This is a genomic window from Photobacterium sp. (genome assembly GCF_057456235.1).
In genome coordinates this window covers 217,051-236,616 of the sequence record NZ_JBVCPH010000007.1, presented here as the reverse complement: position 1 = coordinate 236,616, position 19,566 = coordinate 217,051, and the positions used below count along the sequence as shown (strand labels likewise).

Sequence of the window (19,566 nt, the reverse complement as noted above, 5' to 3'; positions counted from 1 at the left end):
CACGAGAAGATAAACATGATGGAACAAAAAGTTGTTCGTATTGGTGACATTGACGTAGCTAACGACAAGCCCTTTGTCTTGTTCGGTGGTATGAACGTGCTTGAGTCTCGTGATCTGGCTATGCAGATCTGTGAGCATTACGTTGAAGTAACCAATAAATTAGGTATTCCTTACGTTTTCAAGGCTTCTTTCGATAAAGCAAACCGCTCATCGGTGCATTCATACCGCGGTCCGGGTATGGATGAAGGGCTGAAAATTTTTCAGGAACTGAAAGATACCTTTGGCGTGAAGATCATCACTGACATCCACGAAATTCATCAGGCGCAACCTGTCGCAGATGTGGTGGATGTTATTCAGCTGCCCGCTTTCCTGGCGCGCCAGACTGATCTGGTTGAAGCGATGGCGAAAACCGGTGCGGTGATCAATGCCAAAAAACCTCAGTTTATGAGTCCCGGTCAGGTTGGTAATATTGTTGAGAAGTTTGCTGAGTGTGGCAACGACAATGTGATCTTATGTGAGCGCGGCGTCCTGCATGGCTACGATAACCTGGTTGTCGATATGCTTGGCTTTGATGTGATGAAGAAAGCCTCGAAAGGCAGCCCGATCATCTTTGACGTAACCCATGCACTGCAATGCCGTGATCCACTGGGTGCGGCATCGGGTGGCCGTCGTGAACAAACGATTGATCTGGCACGCTCGGGTATTGCCGCAGGTATTGCAGGTCTGTTTATGGAAGCGCACCCGACACCGGATCAAGCACGTTGTGATGGCCCGTCGGCTTTCCCATTAGACAAGCTAGAGCCGTTCCTGGCGCAGATCAAACAACTCGATGATCTGATTAAAAGCTTTGAGCACATTGATATTCAATAAGTTGATAACAGCTTAAAAACTAGACGGTTAAGTAGAGAATTCTGCTTAGCCGTTTTTTTTGAGTTGATTCTATTTCAAACGATCTTGGTTGCTTATATAAAATATTATCAATTAGTAAAATTCGGATGATCTCACTAGTTGCCGCTCTGTTAATGGTGATATTAATTATTCATCAGGAAGATATTGGATGATGCACCTATATATAGGCTATTGAGGGAGTGATATCTGTCACGCCCGCTCTGTGAGAATTAAATTCTGTAACTGTATACTTCGCCCTGAATAAATTTCGTAGAAGTTGGATGTTACGTGTCATTATATCAAGATATACCCTTAGGCAATGAGTCAGTATCGCGATCTCGTTGGAATAGCCATGATACCAGCTGGATGCTGAGCTTATTTGGTACCGCAGTTGGAGCCGGGATTTTATTCTTACCGATTAATATTGGTGCCGGCGGCTTTTGGCCATTAGTGGTAATGGCGCTACTTGCAGGCCCGATGACCTATTTTTCTCATCGCGGATTGGCACGGTTTGTTCTTTCCTCGTCTCGCCCTGAAGCGGATTTTACCGAAGTGGTTGAAGAGCATTTTGGTACATCAACAGGGCGTATTATTTCAATCCTGTATTTTCTCTCTATCTTTCCCATTTTGTTGATCTATGGCGTTGGCCTTACCAATACCGTTGACAGTTTTATGGTCAATCAATTAGAAATGGTGTCACCCCCACGAGTACTGCTATCTGGCGGATTGGTTTTCAGCATGATCGCGATCATGATGGCAGGTGAAAAAGTGATGCTGAGAGCCTTTGAGGTTATCGTTTATCCATTGGCTCTTATTCTGGCCGGGCTATCGATTTACTTAATACCTAACTGGCACTTACCTGAAATATCGAGCCCATTGGATTTTGGCCAGTTATCGACAACATTGTGGTTAGCTGTTCCTGTGACGGTTTTTGCGTTCAGTCATGCTGCGGCTATTTCTAGTTTTTCGGGGGCACAGCGTCGTCATTATGGTTCACAAGCCACGGTTAAAGCAGAGCAGATCTTAAAGCGTACCTCGGTAATGCTGATTTCATTTGTCCTGTTCTTTGTTTTCTCGTGTGTACTGAGTTTAAGCCCCGAGCAGCTGCTGGAAGCGAAAGCGCAAAACGTATCAGTACTGTCGTATCTGGCGAATGTCCATGACAGCCAGGTTATTGTGGCATTCGGGCCATTGATTGCCTTTATTGCGATTTCATCCTCTTTTTTGGGGCATTTTTTAGGCGCCCGGGAAAGTTTAAACGGCATGCTGAAAAAGCAATCTCTGTTAAGTGCTAAGCAAGCGGACTGGTTAGGTATTGCATTTATGTTCTTCAGTATTTGGGGAGCCGCAGTGTTGAACCCGAGTATTCTAGGCATGATGGAAGCTTTCTCTGGCCCTGTCATTGCGATGATTTTGTTTATCATGCCAATGATTGCAGTATATAAAGTGAAAGCGTTGCAGCGCTATCGTGGCAAGATCAGCACTTATTTTATTCTGGTGATGGGGTTGTTGGCTGTATCTGCGATTGTGTTTAATCTTGTCTGAGGCTTAGCCTAGGTGTATTGATGAGATCAAAAAGGCTTGCCGGGTGGCAAGCCTTTTTTAATTTAGTTTCTAGTTTCTAGTTTCTAGTTTCTAAAGCTTAAAGCGGCTAATTTCTTGCTGCAGTTCGTGCGACAGGTTAGATAACTCAGCAGCTTGCTGAGCGGCTTCATCAGCTTCAATTGCTAATTCGTTTGAGACGTCACGTACCCCTTCGGTATTGCGGGTGATCTCTGCGGTTACTGATGATTGTTCTTCAGCAGCAGAAGCGATCTGGGTTGCCATATCACTGATATTGGTCACAGCGCTGTTGATTTGTGACAAGCTGGCAGAGGCGGCATTTGCATCGTCAACGCTGGTTTCAGCCAGGTGACGGCTATCTTCCATGATCCCAACTGCACGGCCGGTGGTCTGCTGCAGAGTTTCAATCATCTGCTGAATTTCCTGGGTCGATGCATGAGTACGCTGGCTCAGTACACGTACTTCATCAGCGACCACGGCGAAACCACGGCCCTGTTCGCCGGCGCGAGCGGCTTCGATTGCCGCATTCAGTGCCAGCAAGTTGGTCTGCTCGGCAATCCCCTGAATCGTCGACAGGATGGTATTAATGCTCTGGGCGTGAGTGTTCAGCTCTCCGATCACCTCCGTTGCCGTTTCAACTTCACGTGCCAGACTGGAGATAGATTGCTGGCTCTGGCTGACCTGAGTGGCGCCATGTTCAGAAGCGGTAACCGTTTCGGCCGATGTGCTTGCCGTGTTATCGGCATTATTGGCTATTTCCTGAGTAGCGGCCGCCATTTCATTTATCGCTGTTGCCACCATATTGATTTCATCTTGCTGGTGCTGGATACGGGTGCTGCGCTCTTCTGCCTGTGAAGCAGTAAGATGTGACTGCTGGTTCAGTGAGGCGGAAACTTCGCTCAGGCGCGTGATCATACCGTGCATATTGCCGACAAAACGGTTGAAATTGTGGGCCAGCTGACCAACTTCATCATCATTACGAGGTTCCAGACGCTGAGTCAGATCGCCTTCACCGGATGCAATTTCTGCCAGCGCCTGGGATACCCGGCCTAAATCACGGAATAAGAAACCGACTAACCAGGCTACGGTACTTACTACAATCAGGGTAATCAAGGCTGCAGTGATGATCAGCTGACGAAGCAGGCTTGTATGGCCGGCTTCTTCAGTGACGCGATCCATTTCTATCCCTAACAGCCAATCGGTGCCTGGAACATTAGCAAAGTAAATGAGCTTTTTTTGTCCGTTGGTCGTGATCTCATTAATACGGTTGCCCTGATCTTTGCTGCCGTGCAGGCTGGCTTCGATACTCGACATGCTGATTTCTTTGCTATAACTGTTGATTGGTTTCAGCAGCAGAGATTGATTCGGATGGGCAAGAAAAGTACCGTCTTGTTTATTGATCAGCATCGCATAAGCATTTTTACCCGCATCCATGTTGATCACATCATTGATTAATTGATCGATCAGAACGTCGGCGCCTACAACACCCACCATAGTGCCGTTTTTCATCACAGGCTCAGCAATGGTGACTAACAGTGCATTAGTGATTGCATCGCGATATGCCGTGGTGATGATCTGTTTTCCGGCATTTTGAGCGTCGCGGTACCAAGGGCGGGTACGGGGATCATAATCGGCACGGTTTCTATCCGGGTGCGATCGGTACATGGCTCCGGCGGGTGTGCCCAGGAAGATGTCATCAAAGCCGCCGGCTTTACGAGCCTGTTGTAAAAACGGTACAACATCCGCTTCAGTGCTGTAGTCATTGAATGCACTTGCAATATCGCTGCGGATAGAAATCCAGTCTGAAATTCCGTCAGTTGCCGCAGACGCCAGGCTGTCAGCTCGCGAGTAAATACTGCTTCGGGTTTGGTCAAAAAGTTGATCGGCGGCTAGCCAGGTTAGTGCTGTGGCCATTACGACGACCGCAGATAAGCTGGCACCAATGAGTTTGTGCTTTAATGATAATTTCATTTGTGATCTCAGAAGGCGGGATGGAATAAGTCATTTTTAAGTCGGCGATTCTATAGGGATTTTGAGCGATTTGCACGCAAAAGTAGCACATGCTCCTCCCCTTTTAATTGATATAAATTAAAGACTTTTTATTGGCGCAGCTAATAGATGGTGTCAAAAAAATGCCCTCATCGAAATCTGACCGTACATTGCTTTAGTGAACAAACCGATGGATGTTTAGACGTCTAGATGTTGACACGTATAGAGGGAAGTTTTAGTCTAGGGCAAATTTTAAAATAGATGTCCTGTAGTCATCATGTCGAACACAACACAACAATTAACGATTAAGCCTTCAGCACTTGCATTGCTGCCTTTAGGCATTTTTCTCGCCTTATTTATCGGTGTGGGGAGCTACCTCACTATGCAAGGGGTAGACTTCGCATTCTACCAGTTACCGGCACCTGTTGCCGCTTTGCCTGCGGTGCTCATCGCGCTGTTATTAAGCAAAGAAAAGCTTAATAAGGCGATTGAGCAGTTTTTGCAGGGGGTCGGGCATAGCGATATAATAGCTATGTGTATGATTTATCTACTTGCAGGGGCATTTTCAGCGGTTGCCAAAGCGACAGGCGGTGTTGATGCTACCGTGAACCTTGGCCTTTCAATGTTGCCCGCCAGCATGATCTTACCGGGTATCTTCGTGATTTCGGCGTTTATAGCGACAGCGATGGGAACATCAATGGGAACCATTGCTGCTGTTGCACCTGTCGCGGTAGGAATTGCACAGGCAGCAGGGATAGATGTTGCGCTGACTGCTGGTGTCGTACTCAGTGGTGCGATGTTTGGTGACAATCTGTCTATTATCTCTGATACCACGATAGCCTCGACCCGATCGCAAGGTTGTCAGATGCGCGATAAGTTTCGCGAGAACATCCATATTGCTCTGCCAGCGGCACTGATTGCGATTGCCGTTTTTGCTTTTAGCAGTGCGGCAACAGAAGTACCAGTTGCCGGTGATGTTGAATGGCTAAAAGTTTTGCCTTATATCACTATTCTGGTAATGGCCGTTTCCGGCCTGAATGTTTTTGTCGTGCTAAGCCTGGGTATTTTGCTGGCTGGAGGTGTCGGACTGCTGTCTGCCGATGACTATACCCTGTCAACATATGCAAAAGATATTTATGCCGGTTTTGGCAATATGCAGGAAATTTTCCTGCTGTCGATGCTGATTGGCGGTATTAGCGAGTTGATGCGTCAGCAAGGGGGCTTAGCTTATCTGACTCAGATGATCAGCCGCATAATCCGATTATTTAGTAAAGCGCATAGTAAAGAACAGAATCTACGCGCGAGTGAACTGGGTATTGCCGGTCTGGTTGGCCTGACGAATTGTTGTACCGCGAACAATACGGTGGCCATTATCGTGTCCGGTGGTGTTGCAAGGGAATTAGCCGAAGAAAATGGTGTCACCCCGCGCCGTGCAGCCAGTCTGCTGGATATCTTCTCTTGTGTCATTCAGGGCGTATTGCCGTATGGCGCACAAGCCTTACTGCTGGGCTCCGTCTTTGGCTTATCGCCTCTGGAAGTTGTAAGCCACTCTTATTACTGTTTCTTCCTGGCCGTTGCGGCTGTGGTCGCTGTGCTATTGAAGCATCCGAGCCGTAAATTGGTTTGCGCTTAATATTGGCCTATACCAATATAACTGCTTGATTGATATCCAAGATAACTAACAATGCTATCAAAAGCCCCGCACTGACGGGGCTTTTTTGTGCTTGTTATAGGTGTTTGGCGTAATTGGATTTTCTGTAAAGTGATCTGGTCAACAGATTGATGAAATGAACCCGCAACTGGTATTTAATTAACTTAAACTGAGGCCTGTTTGTATCTGCATTTCATAGGTCAGACTTAACGGCAAGGAATGCAGTCAGTGGTGTATACCTTGGGTATAAAAATAAATAAAAAATATATGATTAAGGTGAAAAACATGAAGCAACACCTATTTACTAAAGCAGCATTAAGCGCAGCTTTACTTGCCGCCCTTTCTGGTTGTGCGAGTCAAGCAGAAAACGTTTCTCCAGCATGGGATGCAGATAAGACGTATAAAATAACGATTATTCATACCAACGATCACCATGGCCGTTTCTGGCAAAATAGGAATGGTGAATATGGGATGGCAGCACGTAAAACACTGTTAGAACAAATTCGTACAGAGGTCGCCGCCGAAGGTGGCACATCGTTGCTTCTTTCTGGTGGTGATATTAATACCGGCGTTCCTGAATCAGATCTGCAAGATGCTGAACCTGACTTTAAAGGTATGAACATGCTGGGTTATGATGCAATGGCATTAGGTAACCATGAATTTGACAACCCGCTGGAAGTCCTGCGTAAGCAGGAAGCGTGGGCGGAGTTTCCGATGCTGTCGGCCAATATTTATGATAAGACAACCGGTAAACGCTTGTTCCAGCCGTACCAGATCTTCGAGCAACAAGGGATTAAAATCGCCGTTATCGGTTTAACAACGGAAGATACAGCGAAAATCGGTAACCCGGAATTTATCGGTGGTATTGATTTCCGTGATCCAAAAGAAGAAGCGAAAAAGATCATCGCTGAACTGAAAGAGACAGAAAACCCGGATGTTATCATTGCAGCAACACACATGGGCCATTACGAAAATGGCAACCGCGGTGTTAATGCTCCGGGTGATGTAGCGTTAGCGCGCTATGTCACTGAAGGTGATTTGGACATGATTGTCGGCGGCCACTCACAAGAGCCGGTCTGCATGGAAGGTCCTAACATGTACAACAAGAACTTTAATCCAGGTGAAGCCTGTCAGCCCGATCAGCAAAATGGTACCTGGATTGTTCAGGCGCACGAATGGGGCAAATATGTCGGCCGTGCTGACTTTGAGTTCCAGAACGGCGAACTGCAGATGGTCAGCTATGATTTGATCCCGGTTAACCTGAAGAAAAAAGTCAAGATGGCTGACGGCTCCAAGAAGCGCGTCTTTATTGAGGATGAAATTACTCAGGATGAGGAAGTATTGTCCTTCCTGACGCCTTATCAGGAGAAAGGGCAGGAGCAACTGAATATTAAAGTTGCCCAATCCAATGGTAAGCTGGAAGGTGATCGTAATGTCGTTCGTTTCCAGCAGACTAACCTGGGCCGCCTGATTGCAGCCTCACACATGCAACGCGCTAAAGCTGACTTTGCGGTAATGAATTCTGGCGGTGTGCGTGATTCTATCGCCGGTGGTGATATCACCTATAAAGACGTACTGACGGTACAGCCGTTCGCAAACATCGTGACTTACACTGATATGACGGGTGCTGAAGTCACCGATTATCTAAATGTAGTAGCAACTAAACCAGTAGATTCTGGTGCTTACGCTCAGTTCTACGGCATTTCAATGGTTATTGAAAATGGTGCTGTTCGTGATGTGAAAATTGGCGGTAAAGTGCTGGATCCAAAAGCGACATACCGTTTTACAATTCCAAGCTTCAACGCTGCTGGTGGTGATGGCTATCCGAAGGTTGCTGGTCATCCTGGCCACGTAAACACGGGTTTTGTTGATGCAGAAGTGCTGAAAGAGTTCCTTCAGGCAAACAGCCCAATTGATGTAAATGCCTACGCTCCCAAAGGCGAGATTGCTTACAAATAATCGGCTTATGCGTTAATTTAGAAGCGGCATCCAGCGTTCTGGGTGCCGTTTTTTTTCGCCGGTATTTATCAGAGTTGGTATAGTGCTTAAACAATGTCCTTAAATGAACCATTCATTACCACTCGATCTAAGGCGTAAAATAACAATGACTCCAGCGATTAAGCTTGCTAAAAAACAGGGGATCACTTTTACCGTTCATCAATATGAGCATGATCCGGCAAATACTAACTTCGGCTTAGAGGCCGCAGAAGTTCTGGGCCACAACCCCAACCTTGTGTTTAAAACATTATTGTTTTCCCTCAATGGCGATGCCAAAAAACTGGCCGTGGCAATAGTGCCGGTATCTGGCATGCTTGATCTCAAAGCTGCCGCAAAGGCGGCGGGAGGAAAGAAAGCGGATATGGCTGACCCTCAAATAGCTGAAAAAACGACAGGTTATATTGTGGGCGGGATCAGCCCTCTGGGGCAGAAGAAGCGTTTGCCGACTTTCCTTGATGCTTCAGCACAACAATTTGAGACAATTTGTGTCAGTGCCGGACGCCGGGGCTTGGAAATTGAGTTAGCACCGAAAGATTTGCTGTCGCTAACCCAAGGGCGGATTGCACCGCTTTCAAAACCTAAGAGCTAGAAGTAAATTAGCGATATCCGTTTGTACTGATAACTATACAGATGTGCTGCTGGATGTCAGTATATGAACGTATCCCCGAGACACGGAGTAAGGCATGACACTGAGTATTTGGCTTTCATTATTGATGATTTGTTTATTAGGAGCGATGTCTCCGGGACCCAGTTTAGCGGTTGTTGCCAAACACAGTCTGGCCGGTGGGAGACGTCACGGTATTGCCACATCGTGGGCGCATGCCTTAGGTGTGGGAGGCTATGCTTTGCTGACCTTGTTGGGGCTTGCGGTGGTATTAAAGCAGTCACCGACGCTATTTATGTTTATCTCTTACGCGGGGGCGGCCTACCTAGCCTATCTGGGGGTAAATGCATTACGCTCCAAAGGGGGAGTTGCGGCCAAATTGGCGGCCGGGGAACAAGCGAGCTTCAGTGAGGCGGCGCGTGATGGCTTAATGATTTCGTTATTGAACCCGAAACTGGCTCTGTTCTTTTTAGCTCTTTTCAGTCAGTTTGTTGCCGTGGGAACAGAAGTCTCGAGCCGTGCGATCATTGTCGCGACCCCTTTGTTGGTGGACGGCTTATGGTACACCTTTATTGCAATTGTCCTCTCCAATCCCAACGTGCTGGATAAGTTACGAACCAAAGCACAAATGATTGATCGATTGTCTGGCATTGTGTTGATATTATTGGCTTTTAGAGTGGTATGGCAAGCTTAGGCTAGAGGCTATCGTTGGCGTTTTTGATGACGTTCGCGATTTTCCATTTTTCGTTCTGCACTTTTTTTGAGCATGACGTAAGTGGCTCCAGTCCCACCGTGTTGTCGCTGGGCAGAATGGAAGCACATGATATCTGAAATTTGTTCTAGCCAGGTGGTGACATAGCTTTTCATCATCGCGGGTGGATTAGAACGTTCACCCTTGCCATGCACAATCATTACTGTACGTACATCCATACGCTGGCATTGCTTTAAAAATTGCAGTATTTCATCACGGGCTTGCTGTAAGGTTTTACGATGCAGATCTAAACGAGCCTGGATCTCGTATTTACCAAGACGCAGCTTTCTGAAAACACCTTCCTGTACACCGTCGCGTTTAAATTCGACCATGTCTTCAGGTTTTAGCATATTAGCGTAATCAAGTGACAGGTATTCTGGATCGCTATCGGTAAGTGATTGTGCTGCAATTTGTCTGGCGATGTGTGCTTCGGTAACCTGGTATTTATGTTGCGTTTCGACTTGGTCTTGTTTGAGCGGCGATACATCGGCCATCATCTCTCGGAAGAGATCTGATTCATCGTTATCTGACATGATAGCTCGGAGTTAGGGGACGATATTGTTATTATACGAGTCATGTACTCAGGCATAAAGAAAAAGAAATCCAGGGTCAAGACCGACAGTTTGACCCTGGTAAGCAAATGACTTTGCTAAATGGCTCTAGTGAGGAGAGGGTGCTGATAGTACTTTGTAGACAAAGTAACCACCGAAAAATATCATTAATCCCAACGCCCCAAAGATGACGATCATTGAAGAGAGTCCTATGGCATTACCAAATAGAAGATCTAGCCAAAAATCCATGCTCTGTCCTTAAGTCGTGGAATAGTGGTCACAAGATAACCAATGGAATGAAATTGTTATGATGATCTGGATCAATGGTTCGATAATTGTTTGATTAGTGTCCCAAATGATGCGTTTGAGATCACTTAAGTTACGGTGTTTTCTCTTCTTTGATTGTTTGATGAGCAACTGATTCCTGAATAGGAAAAAATGCATTGTAAAACTTGCTTAAAATAAATTGCTGAGTAATATAGGCGGCCTCAACGGCGAGACTGTTGATGATGTCGGTGAATAGCGCAGTTTGGTCGGGCATCCTGATTTTGGGAGTAGCGGACCAGAGGGCGACCCTCGGCAAGGGCACCAAAAGCCAAAAAGTTCGGTGAATAGCGCAGTTTGGTAGCGCATCTGGTTTGGGACCAGAGGGTCGGGGGTTCGAATCCCTCTTCACCGACCACTTTACTTCTGTTGGATACAATCGGGCAGAACAATCTGGTAAGATTTAAAACATACAAAGAAGTGTCGAGTACCTAGTACCTCGCTTCTAATGTCGGTGAATAGCGCAGTTTGGTCGGGCATCCTGATTTTTGGGAATAGCGGACCAGAGGGCGACCCTCGGCAAGGGCATCAAAAGCCAAAAAAGTTCGGTGAATAGCGCAGTTTGGTAGCGCATCTGGTTTGGGACCAGAGGGTCGGGGGTTCGAATCCCTCTTCACCGACCATTTTACTTCTGTTGGATACAATCGGGCAGAATAATCTGGTAAGATTTGAAACATATAAAAAGTGTCGAGTATCTAGAACCTAGAACCTCGCTACTAATGTCGGTGAATAGCGCAGTTTGGTCGGGCATCCTGATTTTGGGAGTAGCGGACCAGAGGGCGACCCTCGGTAAGGGCACCAACAGTAAAAATTAGTTCGGTGAATAGCGCAGTTTGGTAGCGCATCTGGTTTGGGACCAGAGGGTCGGGGGTTCGAATCCCTCTTCACCGACCACTTACAATGGTGGCTATAGCTCAGTTGGTAGAGTCCCGGATTGTGATTCCGGTTGTCGCGAGTTCAAGCCTCGTTAGCCACCCCATATTCAGGTAATGCATGCATTTCCTTGGCTATAAGCCTAAAACTGTTCGGTGAATAGCGCAGTTTGGTAGCGCATCTGGTTTGGGACCAGAGGGTCGGGGGTTCGAATCCCTCTTCACCGACCACATTAAGAAAGCCCCGTCGAAAGACGGGGCTTTTTTTCGATCAAAATTCAGCGAATAGCACCGCTTGGTGGCGCATCTCCGGCTTTTGATATCTGCTTTTGTAGCCCACCTCCCTTACTTGTGTTAGCTAAGCCTTTAGCCGACGGCCTCGATCTCTATTAATAACACGCAATTTATGTAGTGGTATTCACTGACCACCCTACTAGAAATCAGATGTATATATTGCACGGTACTTTATACCTAATGGAAATCACCATAAACGGCCTGTTTTTTGGCCGATTGTTTATGGTTTGTTAATCTGTGATAATTTTCCTTGTGCTGTTTTATGCACTCTTTGTTTATATTAAATAATCACTTATAACTCAGGTATCAGTGCGAAACACTGCTATTATGGCGTGTTTGAGGTGAGGTCAGAGCAGCTTTAATACTTGGCATGTTCGCTCCTCTTAAAAAATATAGTGACTATTTATTCGTTTTATTCTCTATTTTTCAGTTTTTCACATTGTTTTGTTGATTTTCTGTGAAATTTTTGACAGATTGTTGGATGAGCAAAGTTCCAGCCATTTATGCTGGAAGCGAAAGGATTCAGTTTTTCAGACAGGGCAGAACGCTGCCGAGCAGTTGGGGTCTGGTAATGCCATTATTAGAAGTAAAAAATCTCCGTATAGAATATCCGTCACGTCACGGTACGCATGCGGCGGTAAAATCGCTGTCGTTTTCGATTGAGCGCGGTGAAATTGTCGGCGTGGTTGGTGAGTCGGGAGCGGGAAAATCAACCGTGGGGAATGCGGTAATTGATTTGCTGAGCCCGCCGGGACAAATTCCCGCCGGTGAAGTGTATCTGGATGGTGAAAAGATTTCGGGTCTCTCGCCTGAAAAGATGCGGAAAATTCGCGGCTCTAAAATCGGTTTTATCTTCCAGGATCCGATGACGTCACTTAATCCGCTGTTTACGGTTGAGCAGCAGCTGACAGAAACCATCTTAACGAATCTGAAGGTGAGTAAAGCAGAAGCCTACTCTCGTGCCATCGGTCTGATGGAGCAGGTGGGGATCCCTGAACCAGAGCTGCGTATAAAACAATATCCGCATCAGTTTTCCGGTGGTATGCGGCAGCGTGTGGTTATTGCTATTGCACTGTCTGGTGAGCCTGATCTGATCATTGCTGATGAGCCGACGACAGCACTGGATGTCTCGATTCAGGATCAGATCCTGACCTTAATTCGTGACCTTTGTATTAAGAAAAATGTCGGCTGCATGCTGGTAACTCACGACATGGGCGTGGTTGCAAATGTTACCGATCGCGTTGCGGTGATGTATCGTGGCGATCTGGTTGAAATCGGCACCACAGAGCAAGTCCTCCGTCGTCCAAATCACCCTTATACCCAAAGCCTGATTTCAGCGGTACCACGCTCTGATGTGAAATTAAAACGTTTTCCACTGGTGAGCTATATCGAAGAAGCAAAAGAGCTGACTAAGCTGGATGTAAAAAATCACTGGCTGGGACAGAGTCAAGATCAGCGCAGCTACACCGGGGCATTATTGCAAGTGGAAAACGTCAATTTACGTTTTGTGACCAAAGATTCATTCTTTGAAAGCCGCCGTGAGTATGTTCAAGCCTCTAACAATGTCAGCTTCGAAATCTTCGAAGGGGAAACATTTGGTTTGGTTGGTGAGTCGGGTTCGGGTAAATCGACGATTGCCCGGGTAATTGCCGGCCTGTATCCGCCAAACTCAGGTAAGGTTACTTTTGAAGGGATTGATCTGACCGCATTGAAGAGCGAGAAAGAGCGCCGTCCTTTGCGTCGTCAGATGCAGATGGTGTTTCAGAATCCTTATTCTTCAATGAACCCGCGAATGAAGATATTTGACATCATCGCCGAGCCTATTCGTTTCCATCAATTAACTGAAAATGAAACACAAACCCGTCAGATTGTACATGATTTGCTGGATCATGTTGGCTTAGGCCATGCAGCCAGTGTGAAATATCCCCATGAATTCTCCGGTGGTCAGCGCCAGCGTATTTCAATCGCCCGTGCGCTGGCAACCCGTCCCCGCCTGCTGATTTGTGACGAACCGACATCGGCACTGGATGTATCGGTCCAGGCACAAATTCTTAATCTGCTAAAAGATCTGCAGGATGAACTCAATCTAACCATGCTGTTTATCAGCCATGATCTGCCGGTTATCCGCCAGATGTGTGACCGTATCGGTGTCATGCAAATGGGAACCCTGCTGGAAGTCTCGCCTACCGAGCAACTGTTCACGGCACCTCAGCATGAATACAGCAAGCACCTGATTTCACTAATGCCTGAATTTAAGGGCATGAGTCAGGAAGGATTGAAGTTAGCTTAACCGTTGGTTTCTGACTGAGGATGATTTCTTGGTTGGATTCAAAACTAATAACAAGCAAACACAACAGCAAGGGAGTTTCCTCCCCCGCATAAAGGAGCTATGCAATGAAAACCATTAAGAGCAAGCTGGCAGTCGCTTTAATAGCCGCAGGTCTGAGCTTTAGCGCAGCAGCAGCTGACATCAAGGTTGCCTACAGTGCTGACCCTGTTTCACTGGACCCACATGAGCAACTTTCCGGTGGTACGCTGCAATTGTCCCACATGGTCTTTGATCCACTGGTACGCTTTACCCAGGATATGGATTTCGAGCCACGCCTGGCACAAAGCTGGGAGCGTATTGATGACACTACTTTCCGCTTCAAACTTCGCCAGGGCGTGAAGTTCCACTCGGGTAACACCATGAGTGCGGATGACGTCGTATGGACGTTCAATCGCCTGAAGAATTCGCCAGACTTTAAAGCGATCTTTGAACCGTATAGCGAACTGAAGAAGGTGGATGACTACACTGTCGATCTGATCTCTGCCGGTCCTTATCCGCTGGTGCTGCAAACGGCTACTTATATCTTCCCAATGGATAGCAAGTTCTATAGCGGTAAAACAGACGACGGTAAAGATAAAGCTGAGCTGGTTAAGCACGGCAACTCTTATGCCTCTACTCATCTTTCCGGTACCGGCCCGTTCATCGTTACTGAGCGTGAACAGGGCGTAAAAGTTGAATTTGAACGTTTCAACGATTACTGGGATAAGGCATCGAAAGGCAACGTCGACAAGTTAACGCTGGTACCAATCAAAGAAGATGCCACCCGGGTAGCGGCACTGCTTTCCGGCGGTGTTGATATGATCCACCCTGTAGCACCGAACGATCATCAGCGTGTTCAGAGCGCAGAAGGTATCGACTTGGTGACCCTGCCGGGTACGCGTATTATTACTTTCCAGATGAACCAGAATAGTAATGAAGCGCTGAAAGACGTCCGTGTCCGTCAGGCGATTGTTCATGCCATCAACAACGAAGGCATCGTGAAGAAAATCATGAAGGGCTTTGCTACCGCAGCGGGTCAGCAGGGACCATCAGGTTATGTCGGGTATGATGAAGCATTGGTGCCGCGGTATGATTTGAAAAAAGCCAAAGCATTAATGAAAGAAGCAGGTTACGAGAAAGGCTTCAAGTTAACCATGATGGCGCCGAATAACCGTTATGTGAATGATGCCAAGGTGGCCCAGGCTGCGGCGGCAATGTTGTCAAAAATTGGCATCAAGGTGGATCTGAAAACCCTGCCAAAAGCACAGTACTGGCCAGAGTTTGATTTGTGTTCTGCTGACATGATGATGATTGGCTGGCATTCCGATACAGAAGATTCAGCGAACTTCACTGAATTTTTGACCATGACGCGTAACGAAGAGACCGGTAAAGGCCAGTACAACTGTGGTTATTACTCAAATCCAGAAGTCGACAAGTTGGTCGAGGATTCGAACGTTGAAACCGATCCGGTAAAACGTGCCAAGATGTTGCAGAAAGTAGAAGCGACGCTATACAACGAGGCCGCGTTTGTGCCATTACACTGGCAGAGTGAGGCATGGGGTGCTAAATCAACCGTTCATGCCGCAGACATTGTTAACCCAATGGTAATGCCATACTTCGGTGATCTTGTTGTCGACGAGGAATAATCGAGACAGACGTTAAGTCACCAAGAAAAATAGCAGTAGAAAGTAAGCGCAGTGCCGAAAACCGTTTTTCGGCACTGATACCCATCTTAGCCATTTGCTAATCGCAATGATTGAGATGGGTATAATTTAAGGATGATAAAAGGGGCAAGGAATGTTTACGTTTCTGGTCAAGCGCCTGTTTCAGGCACTGATAGTGATGTTTGTGATCAGTCTGGTGGCCTTTGCCATTCAGGATAACCTTGGCGACCCATTGCGCGAGCTGGTGGGGCAGTCTGTATCAGAAGCTGAACGTCAACAATTACGCGATGACTTAGGGCTTAACGACCCGTTTATAACTAAATATAGCCGTTTTCTCGGCAATGCGGTCCAAGGGGATCTAGGCACGTCGTATTCATTTAAGCGGCCGGCTGCAGATGTGATCCTGGATAAACTGCCAGCGACCCTTGAACTTGTTTTCGGGGCAACGCTGATTATTATTGTGGTTGCAATTCCTCTGGGGGTTTACACGGCTATTCACCCCAATAGTATATTTACTAAAACAGTAATGGCCTTAAGTAGCATCGGGATCTCCATTCCGGTATTTCTGACCGCCATCATGCTGATGTATGTCTTTTCCATTGAGTTTGGCTGGCTGCCTTCCTATGGCCGTGGTGAAACCATGAACTTATTGGGCTGGAAGTCTGGCTACTTTACACTCGACGGCCTTAAGCACCTTGTTTTGCCTTGTATTGCACTGTCTTCTATTATGATGCCGCTTTTTATTCGTCTGGTACGCTCCGAAATGCTTGAAGCGCTAAGCTCTGAGTACATTAAATTTGCCAGAGCCAAGGGTTTGGCAATGAATAAAATTTACTATCAGCATGCACTGAAAAATACCATGTTACCGGTACTGACGGTGGGTGGGGTGCAGATTGGTACCATGGTTGCCTACACCATTTTAACCGAAACCGTCTTCCAGTGGCCGGGTACAGGCTTGTTGTTCCTTGATGCAATTAACCGTGTTGATACACCGTTGATCACCGCTTATGTTATTTTTGTTGGTCTAATCTTCGTGGTAACCAACACAATCGTTGATCTGTTATATGGCCTGGTCAACCCGACTGTTAATCTGACTGGCAAGGGAGAGTAAGTCATGAATACAACGACAGTAGCAATGCCAAGCCGTTGGAAGCGTTTTAAAAACTCTGACATCGTCTACTATTTCCTGAAAGATAAAGTCGCGATGTTCAGTTTTGCCCTCTTCCTGACCTTTGTGACCGCCTCGGTGCTGGCGCCGTTTATTGCACCTACTGACCCCTATGATCTGTCTTTGATCGACATTATGGATTCAGAGCTGCCGCCTGCATGGATGGAAGACGGGGATAGCCGTTTCGTCTTGGGTACCGATGACCAGGGTCGAGATATCTTTTCGACCATTTTATACGGCTCGCGTTTATCCCTGACAATCGGCTTGTTAGCCGTGGGCCTGCAGCTGCTCCTCGGGGTTTCTATTGGTTTGAGTGCCGGTTACTTTGGCGGGCGTATCGACAGCTTTCTAATGCGCTTTGCCGATGTACAGCTCTCATTTTCAACCATGATGGTGGCGATTATTGTCTCCGCTATCTTCCGTACCGCGTTGGGCGCTGAGATGTTTGCCCAGTATGCGGTGGTCATGCTGGTGGTGATCATCGGTATTGCCGAGTGGCCGCAGTATGCGCGTACGGTGCGTGCTTCGGTACTGGCCGAGAAGAAGAAAGAGTATGTGGAAGCGGCACGGGTGATGGGCTTTAAATCATTCCGTATTATGTTCCGTCATATCTTACCGAACTGCTTGTCGCCGATTTTGGTGATCTCAACGGTACAGGTGGCGAACGCCATTATGTCGGAAGCGGCCCTGTCATTCCTTGGCTTAGGTCTGCCGGTTGATCAGCCCTCGCTGGGCTCGCTGATCAGCATCGGCTTCAATTATATCTTCTCCGGTTCGTGGTGGATCACCGCCTTCCCGGGTCTGGTACTGGTTACGTTAGTCCTGGTGATTAACCTGCTGGGTGACTGGCTGCGTGATGTGTTTAACCCGAAGATTTATAAGGGCTAGGGGCGAGTAGCAAGGTTAGAGAGGCGAGATTGGAAAAGGCGGCCGGGAGGCCGCCTTTGGGTTTATACAATCAACTTAACCTTGTTTCTTGTATTGAATACGAATTGTCGTTTTGGTGTCGTCAATTTTAGTTGTATCTGCACCAGCAAGCGGAGACTGAGTTTTAAACAGAGTGCCCTGGTCATGCGCTTTGCCTGCAGGCACATATTCCCACTGCGTTACCCAGTAGCTGTCGTTGCTGTCTTTCCAGCGAACGGTACTGTTAAGTTGCGGCACTGTGGCTTCGTTGGTTTTCTTGTCTTTGCTGAACTCGGCTTTAGCCCACCAGAAGTCTTGCGCTGCCAGCGTATTGCTGTCGAAGGTGACAGTCACACCTTTTTCAATCTCTGCGCTATTGCTGCTCACCACTTTCCATTCACCGTTCATATCAACCACAGGCATGGCATTGATGGCCGTAAAGTCAATTTGCGTGCTGTCGACCGCACTGTAGTACGAGGCGGCATACTCATTACCATTTGCTTCATGCAGTGCATTTGAATAGTATGAGTCACCAGAGTTTGCCTTCAGCAGTACAGCATCTTCAGACAGAACAGCCTTTTTACTGCGCGCTTCAATTGCCAGGTTGGCAGACTTGATAAATGAATACTGGTTGGCTTCCTGGCGAACGCTAGCATCATCAGGCAATTTGATCAGATTGTGTATATTGCCATCTTTATCCCAGAAAGTTTGAGTTGCATTACCTGTCTCTGAGTATTCATCTTGTTCAATATCCACATGGGCTTTGTTAAAGTAAAACCCGTTAAGCTGGTCAGCCCTACATTGCGTAGTCAGGCATGAAAACAGCCCGGTTGTTGTTGGTGCGTCCTCAAGCCATTTTGTGAGGGTCATTATTTCTGGCTCATCAAAAACGGGAGCACCATTTTCATTTTTCAGCTTAGTGCCGCAAAGAACAAAGTCACCATTTTTATATTGATCAGCATATTTGTCTTCTACGGATTGGTTCCAGCCCATAGTGCTTGGTACGGCGCTAATACCATTGTCAGTCATCGTCTCTCTGACCATCTTTTCGCCGTTTTGTGTCAAGAATTCAAATGTTGCCGGATACAGGCCTTGTGCCAGGAAGACATTTTTCAATACCTTACTACCATCATCTAGCGTTTCTTCGTACTTAGCTGGAAGGTTCAGCGTATCTAAGGTGTTGTCGAAGGTTAAGCAGGTTTGCTTGTTATTGCTAGGGCCGACATTGGAGCGCAGTGACACGCTGCTGTAAATGACTTTTTTAACGTCAGCGCCTTTGAGGACGATCTCGTCGTTACTCAGGTATTTTTGTCGGCTCTGATCCAAGTGCTCTTTCGCAGCATAATCAGAAACAGTTAATGATTTGTCTTTAAAATCGCTCTCAATAATGCCTTTTGCTTTAGCAAGATCGATTGCTGAAGCATTGATCAAATCTGTATTATCGCCAGACTCTGAAAGCAGCAGGCGCGTCAGGCCAATTGTGCGGTCAGAGCCTGAGGCTAAGTGATAAGGGGTAATATGCTTGTCAGCACTTACTGTACCCAACAGAATGGCATTATCCGATGTAGGCTCACCTAAATAAAAGCTGACGCTATCGCCTTCGTTATAGCTGAACTCGCCTTTGTCATTGGTTTGTCCTGACTTGCCTGAAGATGTTACGTAGTAGAGGTTTTGCACAGGGGCATCAATAAACTGCCCTTGGGTTAACGTTGCTTCAGCATCTGGTGTTGCCGGGGTGGTATTAGAGTTGCTGTCGCTACCACAGCCTGAAAGTGTAAGAGCTGCCGCCAACGACAATGTTAAAACAGAATATTTGAATTGCATTTTCTATCCTTTTCAGTGCATGCAAATGCAGCTGCACTGTGATTGGTATTATTGTTGTTGATAAAGTTAAACTTTATCCATCGTGCGTATATAATGGCGGTGTTATGAGAGCAATATCACACATTGATAACTGTGATGTTAGGCGGTTTTTTTGAGTAAATACTTTATTATCAGGTGGGTTAAAATTATTTGTGCTTATTTATTAGTCGCT

14 protein-coding genes and 5 tRNA genes are annotated in these 19,566 nt (G+C 46.8%); 15 read left to right on the top strand and 4 right to left on the bottom strand.

All coding sequences use genetic code 11. From position 1 onward, the window contains the following. Window positions 1–15 precede the first annotated feature (15 nt). Both kdsA and AC2204_RS10605 read left to right on the top strand, forming a co-directional pair. Window positions 16–870, top strand: a complete 855-nt coding sequence (gene kdsA, locus AC2204_RS10610) for a 3-deoxy-8-phosphooctulonate synthase (RefSeq protein ID WP_318925461.1) — start codon at window positions 16–18, stop codon at window positions 868–870. Between the two features lie 306 nt (window positions 871–1,176). Next, window positions 1,177–2,433 (top strand): aromatic amino acid transport family protein, encoded by a 1,257-nt coding sequence (locus AC2204_RS10605; RefSeq protein ID WP_318925460.1) that lies wholly within the window; start codon window positions 1,177–1,179, stop codon window positions 2,431–2,433. A gap of 90 nt (window positions 2,434–2,523) precedes the next feature. Here the strand turns inward: AC2204_RS10605 and AC2204_RS10600 are convergent, their stop codons facing one another. Continuing rightward, a complete protein-coding gene (locus AC2204_RS10600) occupies window positions 2,524–4,422 on the bottom strand; it encodes a methyl-accepting chemotaxis protein (RefSeq protein WP_318925459.1) in 1,899 nt (632 codons plus the stop codon). 295 nt (window positions 4,423–4,717) lie between these two features. Between AC2204_RS10600 and AC2204_RS10595 the strand changes: the two genes are divergently transcribed. The 4 genes from AC2204_RS10595 (at window position 4,718) to AC2204_RS10580 (ending at window position 9,387) form a co-directional block, all read left to right on the top strand. Further along, window positions 4,718–6,073, top strand: coding sequence for a Na+/H+ antiporter NhaC family protein (locus AC2204_RS10595; protein WP_318925458.1), 1,356 nt, complete (start codon window positions 4,718–4,720; stop codon window positions 6,071–6,073). Window positions 6,074–6,376: 303 nt separating this feature from the next. After that, window positions 6,377–8,050 (top strand): bifunctional UDP-sugar hydrolase/5'-nucleotidase UshA, encoded by a 1,674-nt coding sequence (ushA, locus tag AC2204_RS10590; RefSeq protein ID WP_318925457.1) that lies wholly within the window; start codon window positions 6,377–6,379, stop codon window positions 8,048–8,050. Window positions 8,051–8,195: 145 nt separating this feature from the next. After that, window positions 8,196–8,678, top strand: coding sequence for a Cys-tRNA(Pro) deacylase (gene ybaK / locus AC2204_RS10585; protein WP_318925456.1), 483 nt, complete (start codon window positions 8,196–8,198; stop codon window positions 8,676–8,678). A gap of 94 nt (window positions 8,679–8,772) precedes the next feature. Further along, window positions 8,773–9,387 carry a LysE family translocator gene (locus AC2204_RS10580; RefSeq protein WP_318925455.1) on the top strand — a complete coding sequence of 205 codons (615 nt, stop codon included), beginning with the start codon at window positions 8,773–8,775 and terminating at the stop codon, window positions 9,385–9,387. Window positions 9,388–9,395: 8 nt separating this feature from the next. Here AC2204_RS10580 and smrA read toward each other — a convergent pair whose 3' ends face one another. Both smrA and AC2204_RS10570 read right to left on the bottom strand, forming a co-directional pair. After that, window positions 9,396–9,977, bottom strand: coding sequence for a DNA endonuclease SmrA (smrA, locus tag AC2204_RS10575; protein ID WP_318925454.1), 582 nt, complete (start codon window positions 9,975–9,977; stop codon window positions 9,396–9,398). Between the two features lie 126 nt (window positions 9,978–10,103). Beyond that, window positions 10,104–10,244 (bottom strand): DUF3149 domain-containing protein, encoded by a 141-nt coding sequence (locus AC2204_RS10570; RefSeq protein WP_318925453.1) that lies wholly within the window; start codon window positions 10,242–10,244, stop codon window positions 10,104–10,106. A 356-nt stretch (window positions 10,245–10,600) separates the two neighbouring features. On the opposite strand from AC2204_RS10570, the gene AC2204_RS10565 reads away from it, so the two are divergent. The 9 genes from AC2204_RS10565 to AC2204_RS10525 all read left to right on the top strand — a co-directional run bounded on the left by AC2204_RS10565 (window position 10,601) and on the right by AC2204_RS10525 (window position 17,513). After that, window positions 10,601–10,677, top strand: a tRNA-Pro gene (locus AC2204_RS10565). A gap of 188 nt (window positions 10,678–10,865) precedes the next feature. After that, window positions 10,866–10,942, top strand: a tRNA-Pro gene (locus tag AC2204_RS10560). Between the two features lie 194 nt (window positions 10,943–11,136). Further along, window positions 11,137–11,213, top strand: a tRNA-Pro gene (locus tag AC2204_RS10555). A gap of 9 nt (window positions 11,214–11,222) precedes the next feature. Beyond that, window positions 11,223–11,298, top strand: a tRNA-His gene (locus AC2204_RS10550). 47 nt (window positions 11,299–11,345) lie between these two features. Then, window positions 11,346–11,422, top strand: a tRNA-Pro gene (locus AC2204_RS10545). A gap of 634 nt (window positions 11,423–12,056) precedes the next feature. Beyond that, window positions 12,057–13,775, top strand: a complete 1,719-nt coding sequence (locus AC2204_RS10540) for an ABC transporter ATP-binding protein (RefSeq protein ID WP_318925480.1) — start codon at window positions 12,057–12,059, stop codon at window positions 13,773–13,775. Window positions 13,776–13,879: 104 nt separating this feature from the next. Beyond that, complete coding sequence (locus AC2204_RS10535) at window positions 13,880–15,439, top strand: ABC transporter substrate-binding protein (RefSeq protein WP_318925452.1); 1,560 nt, start codon at window positions 13,880–13,882, stop codon at window positions 15,437–15,439. A gap of 151 nt (window positions 15,440–15,590) precedes the next feature. Continuing rightward, on the top strand, window positions 15,591–16,568 hold the full coding sequence (locus AC2204_RS10530) for an ABC transporter permease (RefSeq protein ID WP_318925451.1): 978 nt from the start codon (window positions 15,591–15,593) through the stop codon (window positions 16,566–16,568). A 3-nt stretch (window positions 16,569–16,571) separates the two neighbouring features. Continuing rightward, a complete protein-coding gene (locus AC2204_RS10525; RefSeq protein WP_318925450.1) occupies window positions 16,572–17,513 on the top strand; it encodes an ABC transporter permease in 942 nt (313 codons plus the stop codon). Window positions 17,514–17,588: 75 nt separating this feature from the next. On the opposite strand, the gene AC2204_RS10520 is transcribed toward AC2204_RS10525, so the two are convergent. Then, window positions 17,589–19,355 (bottom strand): hypothetical protein, encoded by a 1,767-nt coding sequence (locus AC2204_RS10520; RefSeq protein WP_318925449.1) that lies wholly within the window; start codon window positions 19,353–19,355, stop codon window positions 17,589–17,591. Window positions 19,356–19,566 lie beyond the last annotated feature (211 nt).

Bases quoted from the DNA above. Each gene is read 5' to 3' on its own strand.
- AC2204_RS10540 (WP_318925480.1), top strand. From the start codon at position 12,057: ATGCCATTATTAGAAGTAAAAAATCTCCGTATAGAATATCCGTCACGT.
- AC2204_RS10520 (WP_318925449.1), bottom strand. From the start codon at position 19,355: ATGCAATTCAAATATTCTGTTTTAACATTGTCGTTGGCGGCAGCTCTT.
- AC2204_RS10535 (WP_318925452.1), top strand. From the start codon at position 13,880: ATGAAAACCATTAAGAGCAAGCTGGCAGTCGCTTTAATAGCCGCAGGT.
- AC2204_RS10595 (WP_318925458.1), top strand. From the start codon at position 4,718: ATGTCGAACACAACACAACAATTAACGATTAAGCCTTCAGCACTTGCA.
- ybaK (WP_318925456.1), top strand. From the start codon at position 8,196: ATGACTCCAGCGATTAAGCTTGCTAAAAAACAGGGGATCACTTTTACC.
- ushA (WP_318925457.1), top strand. From the start codon at position 6,377: ATGAAGCAACACCTATTTACTAAAGCAGCATTAAGCGCAGCTTTACTT.
- AC2204_RS10530 (WP_318925451.1), top strand. From the start codon at position 15,591: ATGTTTACGTTTCTGGTCAAGCGCCTGTTTCAGGCACTGATAGTGATG.
- AC2204_RS10525 (WP_318925450.1), top strand. From the start codon at position 16,572: ATGAATACAACGACAGTAGCAATGCCAAGCCGTTGGAAGCGTTTTAAA.
- AC2204_RS10580 (WP_318925455.1), top strand. From the start codon at position 8,773: ATGACACTGAGTATTTGGCTTTCATTATTGATGATTTGTTTATTAGGA.
- AC2204_RS10570 (WP_318925453.1), bottom strand. From the start codon at position 10,244: ATGGATTTTTGGCTAGATCTTCTATTTGGTAATGCCATAGGACTCTCT.
- smrA (WP_318925454.1), bottom strand. From the start codon at position 9,977: ATGTCAGATAACGATGAATCAGATCTCTTCCGAGAGATGATGGCCGAT.
- AC2204_RS10600 (WP_318925459.1), bottom strand. From the start codon at position 4,422: ATGAAATTATCATTAAAGCACAAACTCATTGGTGCCAGCTTATCTGCG.
- kdsA (WP_318925461.1), top strand. From the start codon at position 16: ATGATGGAACAAAAAGTTGTTCGTATTGGTGACATTGACGTAGCTAAC.